The following is a 15,807-nucleotide window of genomic DNA, read 5'->3' on the forward strand; positions in this document are numbered from 1 at the left end:
TAATGGTATTGGTTTTTTTGATGGTGTCATTCTTTGCTATGTGTATGAACTGTGGTTGTAATGAAGAAAGATGTTGAGGTATACAAGTGTTATGATTGCTATAAAACATATTGTTATGTATGTGCAAACTCTGGATTCTTTTCAACTAATTGCCCTAACTGCAAAAGCGGTGGTACAAGGCTAGGCAAAATTATATAGATATGCTGAACTAAAAACTGAGCAATGAGAATAACAGTTAATTCAAATGCCCATTTTTTCATTTTTATCGAATTTTTTGTATAGCTTCATTCCTCCGTTAGATTTTCTAAACAAAAAAAGAATCGTGATAAAGTGCCGAGACACTTATCACGATTCTAAACTACATAGATGGATATATATATTATGTCACACGACGTTAAACTCTTGTGTCATTTTAAGTTAAAACTTGTGACATTTTATATTAAAATCCACATTTTAGTTACAAAATATAACCAACCAGTTTACTCAACTGTAACCGACTTAGCTAAATTACGTGGCTTATCAACATCACAGTCACGGTGTAATGCAGCGTAGTATGAAATAAGCTGTAAAGGAATAACTGCGACAAGTGGTGTTAATAATTCGTGTACCACTGGTAATACGTATGCGTCATCTTCTTCTTCAAGACCCTTCATTGAGATAATGCAAGGATTTGCTCCACGAGCGACAACCTCTTTCACATTACCACGAATGCTTAAGTTTACATGCTCTTGAGTGGCAAGTGCAATAATTGGTGTTCCCTCTTCAATTAAAGCGATTGTACCATGCTTCAACTCCCCACCAGCGAAGCCTTCAGCTTGAATATATGAAATCTCTTTTAACTTAAGAGCACCTTCAAGACCAACATAGTAGTCTACTGCGCGACCAATAAAGAAGCAATTACGTGTTGTTGATAGGAAGTCACGAGCAATTTGCTCCATTTCTTCTTTGGCATCACATAAAACTTCCATTCCATTTGCAATGATTCCTAGCTCTTGGCTTAAATCAAATTCAGAAGCAATACCACGTGCTTCTGCAGCTACAGCACCTAAAATTGATAATACAGCCAACTGTGCTGTATATGCTTTAGTTGATGCAACAGCAATCTCAGGTCCAGCATGAAGTAATAATGTATAATCAGCTTCACGGGATAGAGTTGAGCCAGGTACATTTGTGATCGTTAATGATTTATAACCATGCTCTTTAATTTGTACTAATACAGATCGGCTATCTGCGGTTTCACCACTTTGTGAAATAAAAACAAACAATGGGTTTTCAGATAATAATGGCATATTATAAGAGAATTCACTTGCTACGTGTACCTCTACCGGCACCTTCGCCATTTTCTCAATAAATTGCTTACCTACAAGGCCAGCATGGTAACTAGTACCCGCTGCAATGATATAGATGCGATCTGCAGAATTAACTGCATCTACGATATCATCAGCAATTGTTAATTTGCCATTTTCATCTTGATACTGTTGGATAATCTTACGAATGACTAAAGGCTGCTCATCAATTTCTTTTAACATATAATGTGGGTAGGTTCCTTTTTCAATATCACTAGCATCAAGTTCTGCTGTATATGGCGCACGTTCAATTACTTCACCTTTTAGGTTTTTGATTGTAACTGACTGTTCGGAAACTAGAACTATTTCTTTATCCATAATTTCAACATATTGATCAGTTACTTGTAACATAGCCATAGCGTCACTTGCTACTACATTGAAATTATCACCTAGACCTACAAGTAATGGACTCTTACTCTTTGCCACATAAATAGTTTCCTTGTTTTCTTTATCTAATAAAGCGATCGCATAAGATCCTTTTAATAGGCTTAATGTATGACGAAATGCTTCCTCAATTTCCATCCCATCATTAACAAAACCTTCAAGTAACTGAACAACTACTTCAGTATCTGTTTCACTTTTCAGCTCTACATCTGGTAAATACTCACGCTTAAGTCTAGAGTAGTTTTCAATCACTCCATTATGCACAAGTGTAAATCTCTCAGATTCACTTTGATGTGGATGCGCATTTACTTTACTTGGAACTCCATGTGTTGCCCATCTTGTATGACCGATCCCTACAGATGAAGCAAGAGTAGAATCAACAGCCTCTCGAAGAACTGCAATACGACCTTTTTCTTTAAAAACATGAACACCATTTTCATTCATTACCGCTATACCAGCTGAATCATAACCACGGTATTCAAGTTTTTCAAGCCCTTTTAGTAAGATTTCCTTTGTATCATTTTGACCAATATATCCAACAATTCCGCACATATCTATTTTCCTCCTAAAAAAAGGAGGCAAGAAAGTCAGGGGACTCCTTGCCCCCTTGTTTGTTTTTATTATTTTTTCAATCATTTCCTTCTCTTTGTACTATGAGTTACCTCAAAGCTTTTAAAGAAGAAATTTCGGTTGTGATTGGTGTTCAACCGGGAGGTATCCGCCGAAATTTCGATAAACCTCCTCCTCGTCAACTATATGGGATTTTCGATCGTCCATGTAGTTCAGGCGCTTTATGAAATTGTTATCCCCAATCCTCACTTTCTATCTTTGAATAAAATACATACTTAATATTAGCATGTTTTTTATTTTCGTCAATAACATTTCCTAATTTAGCAAAATATTGGATATTTTTGCTATGTAATAAAATATGCATAAGTGCCCCTGATGTGACACTTATGCATAAAAAGGATTACTCGTTCAATCCCATTTCTTCTTTAACAACCTCTACAATACGTGATACATATTCTTCACATTGTTCTACTGTTGGTGCTTCAGCCATTACACGTACCAGTGGCTCTGTACCAGAAGCTCTAACTAAGATTCTGCCATTACCGTTCATCTCAGCTTCAACTTCTTCGATAATAGTTTTAATTTTAATATATTCCATGACACGATTCTTATCAGATACCTTAACATTCACTAATTTTTGCGGGAATTTTTTCATTTCACCAGCAAGCTGTGATAACGGCTTTTTTGTAAGCTTCATGATATTGACCAATTGTAACCCTGATAGAAGTCCATCACCGGTTGTATTATAGTCTAAGAAGATAATATGACCAGATTGTTCTCCACCTAGGTTGAAGCCATTCTTGCGCATTTCTTCCACTACATATCTGTCGCCTACTGCCGTTTGAGCTGTTAAAATTTCTTCCTGCTCAAGCGCCTTGTAAAACCCAAGATTACTCATTACTGTTGAAACAACTGTTTGATGCTTTAAGCGACCAAATTCCTTCATATATTTAGCACAAATATACATAATTTGGTCTCCATCTACGACTTCTCCATTTTCATCAATGGCAATCATTCGATCTCCATCACCATCAAATGCTAGACCAACATCTGCACCCTTCTCTTTCACAAATGCAGCTAGTGTTTCAGGATGTGTTGAACCTACACCATCATTAATATTCAAACCATTCGGTGATGTTCCAATCGTAGATATATCAGCATCTAAATCAGCAAATAAATGGGCTGCCAATGAAGATGTCGCTCCATGTGCACAGTCTAACGCGACATGTAAACCTGAAAAGTCTTCATCCACTGATTGCTTTAAAAATTGTAGATATTTTTGACCACCTTCAAAATAATCATTCACTTGACCTAAATCTGCTCCAATAGGTCTTGGAAGCGTATCTTCCGCTTGATCTAATAATTGTTCAATCTCTTTTTCCTGATCATCTGTTAATTTAAATCCATCTGATCCAAAAAACTTAATCCCGTTATCAGCGACTGGATTATGTGAAGCTGAAATCATCACTCCAGCTTGCGCACCAAGAGCTTTGGTTAAAAATGCTACCCCAGGAGTGGTTATCACACCTAGTCTCATTACTTCTGCACCAATTGATAGCAACCCTGCTACCAAAGCTCCTTCTAACATATGACCAGATATACGTGTATCTCTACCAATTAAAACTTTTGGACGTTTTTTATCTTTTGTTAGGATATATCCACCATAGCGACCAACCTTAAATGCTAGTTCCGGGCTAAGCTCACTATTTGCTATACCTCTTACTCCATCTGTTCCAAAATATTTACCCATAATTTTTCGCTCCTTTGTAGCCTATCCATATAAAATACTATCGTTCAGTAATTTCTATCTTCACTGTTTCCTGTGGCAGTTTCCATGATATATTTTGCGGGCCATTTACCTCAACAGGTATTTCATGTTCTCCTGCGCCTAAATTCGTTACATTAATATAAATCTCAATATCAACAGGCCTTATTGCCTCAAGAGTGCTTTCTGCTCCTAATACATCTAAATCTAGGGTACCTGTTTCAGGGCTAACAAAGTCGATAGCAAGTCCACTTCCTAACCCGAAACTTTGGATTGGGAGATTGGAGAGTCGTCTTTGCTCCTCTTTTTCAACATCGATTTTAATTTTTATCGTACTTGGAGAGATTTTTTCAATTCCCTCTGGAACAGGAATAGCAACCTCTAACGTCGTATCTTCGGTGATTTCCTCTAAATTAACAACAACACCATCAATGAATTCGATATCTTCTAGATTTTCTGTCGGTCCATAAATAGTTACTTCGTTTGGAGTAGACTCTAAGCTGACGATACTTAATCCATCTCTTAATGAACCTTCTCTTTTTATTTTAAACGGCACTTTTTTGCTTGGACTTGTTATCGGCACCGTAACCTCAACAACAGATGGTTCCACAGTAACTGGTAAAATGTTTTGATTCTTATCATAGACAGCTACTCTTGATTCCTGGACGACTGTTTCTTTCACTTCATTTAAATCAACAAGGGCCTTGACCAAAGCAATTTGTTCGATTTCATCTCTTGCACCTGTGATTTTTACAACATTAGGCTTAACAATTGCTTGTTCTGCAATATAACCTTCGGCCACTTCATTTTGGTTTAAAAAGTCTACCTCTACAGGTAATTCAATGGTTACCTTTTCTTTGATTATTACAGTTGCCTCTGACGGCTCAATTTCGACATTTATTTGATCAGAAATATTCCGATATTCAAATTCAACTTTATGTGTCCCAATTTGGTAATTAGTTAAATCCACATATACCTCGATATCTCTTTGAAGGGCCGCAGTTTTTGTTACACTTACAGGACCCTCTAGACTAACTGTGACAGTCGAAGGAACTCCGGTAACAACATGATTTTCCTCATTATATTCGACAATTATAGGTATATCAGATATGGTTTCAACATGATTATTAGTTGTTGTTAGCCCAATCGGACTAAACGATTTCGGCTGTGTCTCAAAACTAACTGACATGTACAGTAAGAGCGCCAATAATAACGCTACAATCCTCATGAACCAATTATTGTTCATAAACTTATCCATTTTTCTTCCCCCTCCATTGCCAACGTGTTGAGGAAGTTGATCCATGATTTGTGATTAATTCTTTTTCAAGCAAGCCACGTAGATGGTCTTGCTTTAACTCTCGATGAAGTTCTCCGTTTTTCGTTAAGGATACACTTCCTGTCTCCTCTGATACTACAATCGTTATACTATCTGTAACTTCACTTATACCAAGAGCAGCTCGGTGACGAGTCCCTAATTCTTTTGAAATAAATGGACTCTCTGACAGTGGTAAATAACAAGCTGCTGCTGCAACTTGGTTTTTTTGAATGATGACTGCCCCATCATGAAGTGGGGTATTAGGGATAAATATATTTATTAGTAATTCTGACGAGACATTTGCGTGAAGTGGTATTCCTGTTTCAATATAGTCACTCATTCCCGTTTCTCGCTCAATCGATATTAATGCTCCTATTCTTCTTTTTGCCATATAATCTGTAGATTTAATAATTCCTTCAATAAGCTTTGTTTGATTATCATCCTCATCAGACCCAGTTCTTGAGAATATTCTTCCACGTCCTAATTGCTCTAAGGCCCTCCGTAGCTCCGGCTGAAAAATAATAATAACTGCCAAGAAACCCCATGTTAATGCTTGATCCATTAACCATTGAAGAGTATGTAATTCAAAGAATGCACTTAACATACGTATAACAACAATGACGATGATTCCATTAACCAGCTGTACAGCCTTCGTTCCACGAATTACATTAATTAGTTTATATATGACATACCAAACAAGGAGAATATCAACAATATTCGCTAGATAATTTATGATGGGAAAGTCTCCAAATGGCATTCTCACACTTCCTCTATCTATTTATTACATAATATTCTTAGGTACAACTTCATAATTATATCATAAATCTTTCTGCATCTTATTACAAACCACTTACTATAGGATAATTATTATATGGTCATTTCTTACATAATCCTAAAAACAACCTAAATGTGGCAGTAGCTCTGCGCGTAAAGGTTATCCATCCTAACGTTTATTGTACCAATTAACATTATTCTTTGAGAAAAAACATATTGTACATTGGATAATAGGCACATCAGCATAAATATCAAACGAAGGAGTCACCATTAGTGACTCCTTCCTACTTCCCATATGGTTGATACCCATTACTAACATTCAAAACATTGACAGCATCTTTAACTGTTTTCTTGATATGGAACCACATCCATTCAAACATTTCATTAACCTCTTTAATTTCACCCGTTACATTTCCGGCAGATGCTAAGTACTGCTTTCCATTTATGACGGTTACATCTCCTTGGATTTCTCCCTCAATAAATATGTCACCATTTCGCACGACTACATTCCCTTCAACTATTTCTCCTTCGGGCACAATCACCTTGTTATTTTCGATCACAAGATTTGGCTGCTTGGATACAGATAATTCCTGATTGTCATTCCATAAAGAAAATACACTGCTTGTCATTAATAATAAAAATACAGCAGCGGCTGTTAACAATGGATGGGTTTTTAGCCACCTGTTGGTTCTCACTGATTTCTTTTCCTTTGGTAAATTGGCCATGATTTTTGATGTAAAATCATCTGGCGCATGAATATGTGAAGTGCTTTGCACTAAAGCTATCGACTTTTTCAACTCATGAAAGTGCAATTCACAGTCTTCACATTCCGCTAAATGCTCTCTCAATTCTCGCTCTTCTTCACTTGTTATCTCTTCATCGAGATATTTATGCATTAATTGAATTGTGTCAGTAGGACAATTCATACCTATCACTCCTATTTATACATTTCGTAGCTGATGTCTAAGCGCTTCTCGAGCCCTATGAATTCTTGTTTTAACCGTGCCAACTGGAAGGTCTAGTATATCGCCAATTTCTTTGAGAGACAGCTCTTCAATGTACTTCAAGACAATCACTGAACGGTATTTTGCTGGTAGTTGTAGGATGGCATGTTGAATCGTTTCTTGCAGTTCCAAGCTCTCTAGCTTTTCATCTGGCTGGATCACATCCGCTGCCACCTGAGAGTAAAGTGTTAGACCTTCAGCTCCAGCAACTTCAGCATCTAGATAATAATCAGGTTTTTTCTTTCTTAAACGATCAATTGATAAATTTGTCGCTATACGAAATAGCCATGTAGAGAACTTCTTATTAATATCATAACTATGAATATTAATGTAAGCTCGAAGAAAGGCTTCCTGAGAAATGTCCTCCGCTTCATGACTGTTTCCTACCATCCGGTAAGAAATTTGATACACTTTATCCTTGTAGAGTTCTACAATTTCAGCAAAGGCGTTTTGATCACCTTTTTTCACTTGTTTTATTCTGTTTTTTATAATTGTCTCCATCATTTAACCTCCGCTCATCTGCGGCTATATGTATTGTACGAACTAACTTTTAAAAGGTTTCATATTTTCTTCTAACATTTTATCAAAAATTAAGTGTCTGTAGGTTAAAATTATGAAATTTTTGGATATTTTATTATTTTAGAAGAGTAACACGTGTAGTAAAACGAGGTTGAAAATAAAATTAGACAATACCTTCTTTATTTTTCAATAAAGAGAAGTATTGCCTTTAATCACTTTTTAGAACTTGTTTGAAAATATATTAAAGTAGCTTTTCTCCAAATAATGAGCCCATTAATGCAACAGCTACGGAAGCGGTTTTATTTTTATCATCTAAAATAGGGTTAACTTCAACAAATTCCGCTGAAGTGATAATTTTAGCTTCTTCCAACATTTCCATAGCAAGATGACTTTCTCGGTAACTAATACCTCCAAGAACAGGGGTACCCACTCCAGGTGCATCATGCGGGTCTAATCCATCTAGATCTAACGAAAGATGGACACCATCTGTTCGATCTTTTAAATAATTTATAGAGTCTTCCATCACTTTCGTCATACCAAGTCTATCGATTTCATGCATTGTATATACTCTTATTCCTAATTCCTTTATTAGTTTCTTTTCACCGTCATCAAGGGATCTTGCACCTATAATGACTATATTCTCCGGCTTGATCTTCGGGTTAAAACCATATAGGTCTGTTAAAGATGGATCTCCAATTCCTAAACTTGCAGCAAGTGGCATCCCGTGTATATTACCCGATGGTGAAGTTTCAGATGTGTTTAAATCACCATGAGCATCATACCAGATGACTCCTAGATTTTGATAATGCTTTGCTACACCAGCTAGTGTTCCAATAGCGATACTATGGTCTCCCCCAAAGACTAATGGGAACTGACCTCTAGTGATAGCTTCATCAACTGTTTTAGCTAGTTTTTCATTAGCTGATGCAACCTCGTTAAGGTTACGAAGATTTGTTACTCCTGGGGCGGCTTTTCGATCAACAAACTTTATTTCTATATCTCCTAAATCTTCAATCTCATAATTTAGATTTTCTAATCTCTCAACGATTCCAGCATACCTAATAGCACTTGGTCCCATATCAACTCCACGTCGTAATTGGCCTAGGTCCATTGGTACACCAATGATGGATATATTTCTTTTCATTTATCTCTCTCCTCCCTTAACCCTTAAGTCTATTTTATATGTAAAAGAGGGAATGACTCAACTCGACATATTGATGAATATATATACGTAGAGAGTCTACTGATAACTCCCACCCCTGAAGGAGTGGGGTTCTAAAATACTAATACACTTCTTAATGGCACCCTTATCTTCCTTGCAGAAAGAGTTTCTGCCAAAACACTGGTGTGTGTTCTTTTAGAACATTAACGGACGTATTGCGTATAGCAAGGCACTTCGCCAAGTCAGCCTAAAAGGACCTCTTGTGTGCTTACCGTTCCGACTTCTCTCTTGGACGTTATCACGACCAATCAGGTTTGTATTTTATGCGACAAACCAACGCAATGTTTTACTTGATGATTTTTTTAATTGTGCAACCTCACGGTTATGCAACTTAACAAAGTTATCCCATTGTGCATTGCATAAATCTACATCAACGGAATTGAGGGTTTCGTTTGTATTACCTATTAAAAAAGCACTATATAAATCACGTTGAATGCTAATTTCACCAAAATGATTCCAACGCTCTGAAAGTTGTTTTTTATTGTATTCATTCGTTCTATGATTGAACTGGCTTGCTTTTGTAGCATATGTATCTATTTTTTTAATAGTTCGTCCCTGATACCCGAGTTTCCGGTCAATGATTGCGAGTAGCATAGCAGGAGCTCGGTTCGCAATGGATTTACCAAATCGTTTTTTATGATTTATTTTGCCGTTTTTCTTATTTCTTGTAGTGTTTTTCGCTCGTCTTTGTAGCGACTGAAACCGCATGGTTTCTACTCGAATGTCAGAACCGAGATGTAGAATATCATTTGCTAATATTTCATGTGCTAATTTTCGTTTAATAGTGGTTTTTCGAAATAATTCTTTTCGTTTTTGACGCAATTTTTTATATTGATTAGAATAGGTCCAGGTTAATCTACCTTTCCTAATAGTCCCGTTCTCGTGAAAATTGTTAGGGTTAGTTGACCGTTTAGAACGGTCCATTTTACGTTGGATACGACGAAGCTCTCTTTCTTCGGTATTGCACTCTGGTGCAAGTTCACGAAGTTCTACCTTACTATCACTACTAATAGCTATAGTAGATGTTCCAATATCGATACCAACTCGTTTTGTTTCGTCATCAGCAACCTTTCGGTTGCTTTTTTTTGGAGGATACCCTTCTAAAATGAGTTGTGAATAGTATCGAACTTTACCACGAACTTCACGTTTTAGAATGCGTACATATTTTGTTTTATCCAATAAAGCTATGTGAGCATATTCATCGTTAGCTTTCGGCGTAATAGGGGCACAAATCCAATTTTTTGGTTTAGGATTTTTCTTTGTTGGTTTATCTCCCCAAAGAATATTACCGTCCACGTATCGCAAACCAGTAGAATTGGATTTGTTTTCAACCGAAATATCATCACGAAATGACTTAAAGTGCACTCTTTTAGCTTTTCCAAAATGCAGTTTCTCAACGGCTTCAAAAGCCCTAGTGGCAATTTTTTGTGCTTCTAAGCTACCAATGTTCTCTTTGAATTTTTGTTGAACAGACTTTACAAAATGATGCATTCCATATTCAGAAAAACCGAAGGTTAACCTTAATTCACTTAACTGCTTATCGCGAATTTTTGACTTGGGTTCATTGATTAGGATGCGATAGTTTTTGTTTGCCTTTACAGCTTTGTGTCTTTTAAGGGCTTCACCTAGACAAGAATTGTAGACTAACCTAGCAATCTTTAACTTTTTCTCTAAACGGTCCTGTTGCCAAATAGGTATACGCAAAGGGAACTCAATTGTATAGGTTGGTGTGCTCTTTCTTGTCATAGGATTCTACTCCTTACTATTGTCGTTTTTTTTGATTTTCAACGTATTGTTTGATTGTTTCGCTCGATACGTTTCCTGCGGTAGATACAAAGTACGAACGTGTCCACAAGCTAGGCAAATGTTGAAGATGAGAGAATTCCTCTCTTAACTTTTTCGAAGTCACCCCTTTTATTTTAGCCATAATATCAGCAGGACTTAGTGTTTGGTAGTGCGTTCAGGAACATGTGGGTATGGTCTTTATCGCATTCTAATGCAACAATGCCGATCTCCAGTTCAGTACAAACTTCTCGCACCAACTCTTTAAAACGTTCTTCTACAGTGTTTTGTAGGAATATTTTCCTTCTATATCTGGGACAAAATACAAAATGGTAGTTAATTAATGAAATAGTTGTGTTTGTTTTTCTATAATTATTCATACTATCATCGTATCAGTTTATTGTTTATACTGTAACAAAATAACTCAAAAAAGAGAACTAATCTTTCGAATACTTGAAGCACCAAAAACCTTCGGTTTATCAGTGGCACTCCGTATTCGACTTCACTTTCATCCCACGCCTGAAGGAGTGGGCTTTCTCGTTCAGGAAAGGCTGTAAGATGAGAGTTTATTTTATTAACTTTATATAATGTAATAAGTGTATATTGACAATATCTCAGGGTGTGAATGGCAATCGCTTCGATCCACTCCCGTGAAACCGTCCATGAGTTTGTCACTGTTGGCTACTTCTGGGTTGGCTGAATCTCCTGCTGATACCTAAAGACCATGTAAAGGTTTCAAAGGCCTTATCTGATTCCCTTGCTGATGACAAAAGCACAAATAAGGGAATTCAAGAGTGGTCTGATTCCCTTGCTCATGCCAACACCATTTCTAAGGGAATTAAACCGTACCAAGTACTGGTCTAGTTGCTCTACACACATTCTTTACCCGCTGCTATGAACTTACTTTGTTATCCAACACAATCCAAGCAGACTTGTTTTATTAGATTCTTAATACAAAAAAAACCTTAAATCTCTGATTTAAAGGTTGGTTATTGATCTTATTATTGGTGGAGCCTAGCGGGATCGAACCGCTGACCTCCTGCGTGCAAGGCAGGCGCTCTCCCAGCTGAGCTAAGGCCCCATATCTTATTTGTATAAAAATGAGCCATGAAGGACTCGAACCTTCGACCCTCTGATTAAAAGTCAGATGCTCTACCAACTGAGCTAATGGCTCACAATGTGAATAAAGATTAGATTATTTTGTAGTTCTTAATAGAATGGCTGGGCTAGCTGGATTCGAACCAACGCATGACGGAGTCAAAGTCCGTTGCCTTACCGCTTGGCTATAGCCCATTGAAGAAGTTTGGAAATTACATAAAAAAATCTGTTTAATTCTATTTATGTAACAATAGAATCTAACAGCTTTATCATTACATAAATGGTGGAGGGGGACGGATTCGAACCGCCGAACCCTCAGGGAGCGGATTTACAGTCCGCCGCGTTTAGCCACTTCGCTACCCCTCCATATAAATGGTGCCGGCGATAGGAGTCGAACCCACGACCTACTGATTACAAGTCAGTTGCTCTACCAACTGAGCTACACCGGCATATTTTTTGTTAAAAATGGTGGAGGATGACGGGATCGAACCGCCGACCCCCTGCTTGTAAGGCAGGTGCTCTCCCAGCTGAGCTAATCCTCCAAAAAATAAATTTTTCATTTTTCATTACATCAAAAAAAAATGGTGACCCGTACGGGATTCGAACCCGTGTTACCGCCGTGAAAGGGCGGTGTCTTAACCGCTTGACCAACGGGCCAGTTTCATTAAAAATCCCAATAAGCTTCCAACCGGGATCGAACCGATGACCTCTTCCTTACCATGGAAGTGCTCTACCTACTGAGCTATGGAAGCAAAGAGAAAATGGCTCCACAGGCAGGACTCGAACCTGCGACCGATCGGTTAACAGCCGATAGCTCTACCACTGAGCTACTGTGGAAAAATATAAGCCTAGCGACGTCCTACTCTCACAGGGGGAATCCCCCAACTACCATCGGCGCTGAAGAGCTTAACTTCCGTGTTCGGTATGGGAACGGGTGTGACCTCTTCGCCATCATCACTAGACTTATGAAGGTTCGCACCTTCAAAACTAGATAACGTTCAGACATTCATTACTTATTTGGTTAAGTCCTCGAGCAATTAGTATCAGTCAGCTACACACGTCACCGCGCTTCCACCTCTGACCTATCAACCTCGTCATCGTCGAGGGATCTTACTAGCTTGCGCTATGGGAAATCTCCTCTTGAGGGGGGCTTCATGCTTAGATGCTTTCAGCACTTATCCCGTCCACACATAGCTACCCAGCGATGCCCTTGGCAGAACAACTGGTACACCAGCGGTGTGTCCGTCCCGGTCCTCTCGTACTAAGGACAGCTCCTCTCAATTTTCCTACGCCCACGACGGATAGGGACCGAACTGTCTCACGACGTTCTGAACCCAGCTCGCGTACCGCTTTAATGGGCGAACAGCCCAACCCGTGGGACCGACTACAGCCCCAGGATGCGATGAGCCGACATCGAGGTGCCAAACCTCCCCGTCGATGTGGACTCTTGGGGGAGATAAGCCTGTTATCCCCGGGGTAGCTTTTATCCGTTGAGCGATGGCCCTTCCATGCGGAACCACCGGATCACTAAGCCCGACTTTCGTCCCTGCTCGACTTGTAGGTCTCGCAGTCAAGCTCCCTTGTGCCTTTACACTCTACGAATGATTTCCAACCATTCTGAGGGAACCTTTGGGCGCCTCCGTTACATTTTAGGAGGCGACCGCCCCAGTCAAACTGCCCACCTGACACTGTCTCCCATGCCGATTTAGGCATGTGGGTTAGAATTTCAATACAGCCAGGGTAGTATCCCACCGACGCCTCCACCGAAGCTGGCGCTCCGGCTTCTAAGGCTCCTACCTATCCTGTACAAGCTGTACCAAAATTCAATATCAGGCTACAGTAAAGCTCCACGGGGTCTTTCCGTCCTGTCGCGGGTAACCTGCATCTTCACAGGTACTATAATTTCACCGAGTCTCTCGTTGAGACAGTGCCCAGATCGTTACACCTTTCGTGCGGGTCGGAACTTACCCGACAAGGAATTTCGCTACCTTAGGACCGTTATAGTTACGGCCGCCGTTTACTGGGGCTGCGATTCAAAGCTTCTCTCGCGATAACCTCACCTCTTAACCTTCCAGCACCGGGCAGGTGTCAGCCCCTATACTTCGCCTTGCGGCTTCGCAGAGACCTGTGTTTTTGCTAAACAGTCGCCTGGGCCTATTCACTGCGGCTTATCAGGGCTATTCACCCTAATAAGCACCCCTTCTCCCGAAGTTACGGGGGCATTTTGCCGAGTTCCTTAACGAGAGTTCTCTCGAACACCTTAGGATTCTCTCTGCGCCTACCTGTTTCTGTTTTCGGTACGGACACCTCTCACCTCGCTAGAGGCTTTTCTTGGCAGTGTGAAATCAGGAACTTCGGTACTTTATTTCCCTCGCCATCACAGCTCAGCCTTAACGATTCGCGGATTTGCCTTCGTATCAGCCTTACCGCTTGGACGCGCATATCCAACAGCGCGCTTACCCTATCCTTCTGCGTCCCCCCATTGCTCAAACGGTGAGGAGGTGGTACAGGAATTTCAACCTGTTGTCCATCGCCTACGCCTTTCGGCCTCGGCTTAGGTCCCGACTTACCCTGAGCGGACGAGCCTTCCTCAGGAAACCTTAGGCATACGGTGGAGGGGATTCTCACCCCTCTTTCGCTACTCATACCGGCATTCTCACTTCTAAGCGCTCCACCAGTCCTTCCGGTCTGACTTCCCTGCACTTAGAACGCTCTCCTACCATTGTTCTAAAAGAACAATCCACTGCTTCGGTGATATGTTTAGCCCCGGTACATTTTCGGCGCAGAGTCACTCGACCAGTGAGCTATTACGCACTCTTTAAATGGTGGCTGCTTCTAAGCCAACATCCTGGTTGCCTGGGCAACGCCACATCCTTTTCCACTTAACGTATACTTTGGGACCTTAGCTGGTGGTCTGGGCTGTTTCCCTCTTGACTACGGATCTTATCACTCGCAGTCTGACTCCTGAATATAAGTCTTTGGCATTCGGAGTTTGACTGAATTCGGTAACCCGTTGGGGGCCCCTAGTCCAATCAGTGCTCTACCTCCAAGACGCTCATGTTCAAGGCTAGCCCTACAGCTATTTCGGAGAGAACCAGCTATCTCCAAGTTCGATTGGAATTTCTCCGCTACCCACACCTCATCCCCGCACTTTTCAACGTGCGTGGGTTCGGGCCTCCATTCAGTGTTACCTGAACTTCACCCTGGACATGGGTAGATCACCTGGTTTCGGGTCTACAACCACGTACTCATGCGCCCTATTCAGACTCGCTTTCGCTGCGGCTCCGTCTTATCAACTTAACCTTGCACGTGATCGTACCTCGCCGGTTCATTCTACAAAAGGCACGCCATCACCCGTTAACGGGCTCTGACTACTTGTAGGCACACGGTTTCAGGATCTCTTTCACTCCCCTTCCGGGGTGCTTTGCACCTTTCCCTCACGGTACTGGTTCACTATCGGTCATTAGGGAGTATTTAGCCTTGGGAGATGGGCCTCCCTGCTTCCGACGGGATTTCTCGTGTCCCGCCGTACTCAGGATCCACTCTAGAGAGAACGAAGTTTCGACTACAGGGCTGTTACCTTCTGTGGCTGATCTTTCCAGATCACTTCATCTACCTCGTTCTTTTGTAACTCCGTACAGAGTGTCCTACAACCCCAAGAGGCAAGCCTCTTGGTTTGGGCTATTTTCCGTTTCGCTCGCCGCTACTCAGGAAATCGCGTTTGCTTTCTCTTCCTCCGGGTACTAAGATGTTTCAGTTCCCCGGGTTTACCTTCAACTACCCTATGAATTCAGGTAGAGATACTACTCCATTACGAGCAGTGGGTTTCCCCATTCGGAAATCTTCGGATCAACGCTTGCTTACAGCTCCCCGAAGCATATCGGTGTTAGTCCCGTCCTTCATCGGCTCCTAGTGCCAAGGCATCCACCGTGCGCCCTTACTAACTTAACCTAAGTTAAAGTCGTAAAAACTTTACAGTTGATTACTTTGGTTTTAATTCTTAATGAATGTCTTGTTACGTTATCTAG

General features: G+C 40.3%; 9 protein-coding genes, 9 tRNA genes, 2 rRNA genes and 1 pseudogene. All 21 read right to left on the reverse strand.

Annotated elements, in window-relative coordinates; all coding sequences use genetic code 11:
* Window positions 1-113: 113 nt before the first annotated feature.
* The 21 genes and pseudogenes from BK579_RS25975 to BK579_RS00875 all read right to left on the reverse strand — a co-directional run bounded on the left by BK579_RS25975 (window position 114) and on the right by BK579_RS00875 (window position 15,730).
* Window positions 114-260: a hypothetical protein gene (locus tag BK579_RS25975; protein ID WP_204524653.1), complete on the reverse strand. Its 147-nt coding sequence runs from the start codon at window positions 258-260 to the stop codon at window positions 114-116.
* A gap of 219 nt (window positions 261-479) precedes the next feature.
* Complete coding sequence (glmS, locus tag BK579_RS00775) at window positions 480-2,282, reverse strand: glutamine--fructose-6-phosphate transaminase (isomerizing) (protein WP_078543100.1); 1,803 nt, start codon at window positions 2,280-2,282, stop codon at window positions 480-482.
* Between the two features lie 418 nt (window positions 2,283-2,700).
* A complete protein-coding gene (glmM, locus tag BK579_RS00785; RefSeq protein WP_078543102.1) occupies window positions 2,701-4,050 on the reverse strand; it encodes a phosphoglucosamine mutase in 1,350 nt (449 codons plus the stop codon).
* A gap of 37 nt (window positions 4,051-4,087) precedes the next feature.
* Entirely contained in the window at window positions 4,088-5,323 is a 1,236-nt protein-coding gene (locus tag BK579_RS00790; RefSeq protein ID WP_078543103.1) for a CdaR family protein, read from the reverse strand.
* A complete protein-coding gene (cdaA, locus tag BK579_RS00795) occupies window positions 5,316-6,137 on the reverse strand; it encodes a diadenylate cyclase CdaA (protein WP_078543104.1) in 822 nt (273 codons plus the stop codon). Before cdaA ends, BK579_RS00790 begins: the two co-directional genes overlap by 8 nt.
* Before the next feature lie 301 nt (window positions 6,138-6,438).
* The gene (locus tag BK579_RS00800) at window positions 6,439-7,080 is read right to left on the reverse strand and encodes an anti-sigma factor family protein (protein ID WP_078543105.1); all 642 of its coding nucleotides are present in this window, start codon (window positions 7,078-7,080) and stop codon (window positions 6,439-6,441) included.
* 15 nt (window positions 7,081-7,095) lie between these two features.
* Window positions 7,096-7,659 (reverse strand): RNA polymerase sigma factor SigW, encoded by a 564-nt coding sequence (gene sigW / locus BK579_RS00805; protein ID WP_078543106.1) that lies wholly within the window; start codon window positions 7,657-7,659, stop codon window positions 7,096-7,098.
* Window positions 7,660-7,918: 259 nt separating this feature from the next.
* The gene (rocF, locus tag BK579_RS00810; protein WP_078543107.1) at window positions 7,919-8,821 is read right to left on the reverse strand and encodes an arginase; all 903 of its coding nucleotides are present in this window, start codon (window positions 8,819-8,821) and stop codon (window positions 7,919-7,921) included.
* A gap of 339 nt (window positions 8,822-9,160) precedes the next feature.
* Window positions 9,161-10,645 (reverse strand): hypothetical protein, encoded by a 1,485-nt coding sequence (locus tag BK579_RS00815; RefSeq protein ID WP_078543108.1) that lies wholly within the window; start codon window positions 10,643-10,645, stop codon window positions 9,161-9,163.
* A gap of 16 nt (window positions 10,646-10,661) precedes the next feature.
* Window positions 10,662-11,061: pseudogene (tnpA, locus tag BK579_RS00820) on the reverse strand (IS200/IS605 family transposase).
* Window positions 11,062-11,686: 625 nt separating this feature from the next.
* Window positions 11,687-11,762 (reverse strand) — tRNA-Ala (locus BK579_RS00825).
* Window positions 11,763-11,782: 20 nt separating this feature from the next.
* Window positions 11,783-11,855, reverse strand: a tRNA-Lys gene (locus tag BK579_RS00830).
* 44 nt (window positions 11,856-11,899) lie between these two features.
* A tRNA-Gln gene (locus BK579_RS00835) sits at window positions 11,900-11,974 on the reverse strand.
* A gap of 86 nt (window positions 11,975-12,060) precedes the next feature.
* Window positions 12,061-12,145: transfer RNA gene (locus BK579_RS00840), tRNA-Tyr, on the reverse strand.
* A 7-nt stretch (window positions 12,146-12,152) separates the two neighbouring features.
* Window positions 12,153-12,228: transfer RNA gene (locus BK579_RS00845), tRNA-Thr, on the reverse strand.
* Window positions 12,229-12,245: 17 nt separating this feature from the next.
* Window positions 12,246-12,321 (reverse strand) — tRNA-Val (locus tag BK579_RS00850).
* Between the two features lie 40 nt (window positions 12,322-12,361).
* Window positions 12,362-12,436, reverse strand: a tRNA-Glu gene (locus tag BK579_RS00855).
* A gap of 22 nt (window positions 12,437-12,458) precedes the next feature.
* Window positions 12,459-12,531: transfer RNA gene (locus BK579_RS00860), tRNA-Thr, on the reverse strand.
* Between the two features lie 10 nt (window positions 12,532-12,541).
* Window positions 12,542-12,616 (reverse strand) — tRNA-Asn (locus BK579_RS00865).
* 9 nt (window positions 12,617-12,625) lie between these two features.
* Window positions 12,626-12,741: ribosomal RNA gene (rrf, locus tag BK579_RS00870) — 5S ribosomal RNA — on the reverse strand.
* Between the two features lie 55 nt (window positions 12,742-12,796).
* Window positions 12,797-15,730 (reverse strand): 23S ribosomal RNA (locus BK579_RS00875).
* Between the last annotated feature and the right edge of the window lie 77 nt (window positions 15,731-15,807).

Source organism: Litchfieldia alkalitelluris, assembly GCF_002019645.1.
Taxonomy (GTDB): domain Bacteria; phylum Bacillota; class Bacilli; order Bacillales; family Bacillaceae_L; genus Litchfieldia; species Litchfieldia alkalitelluris.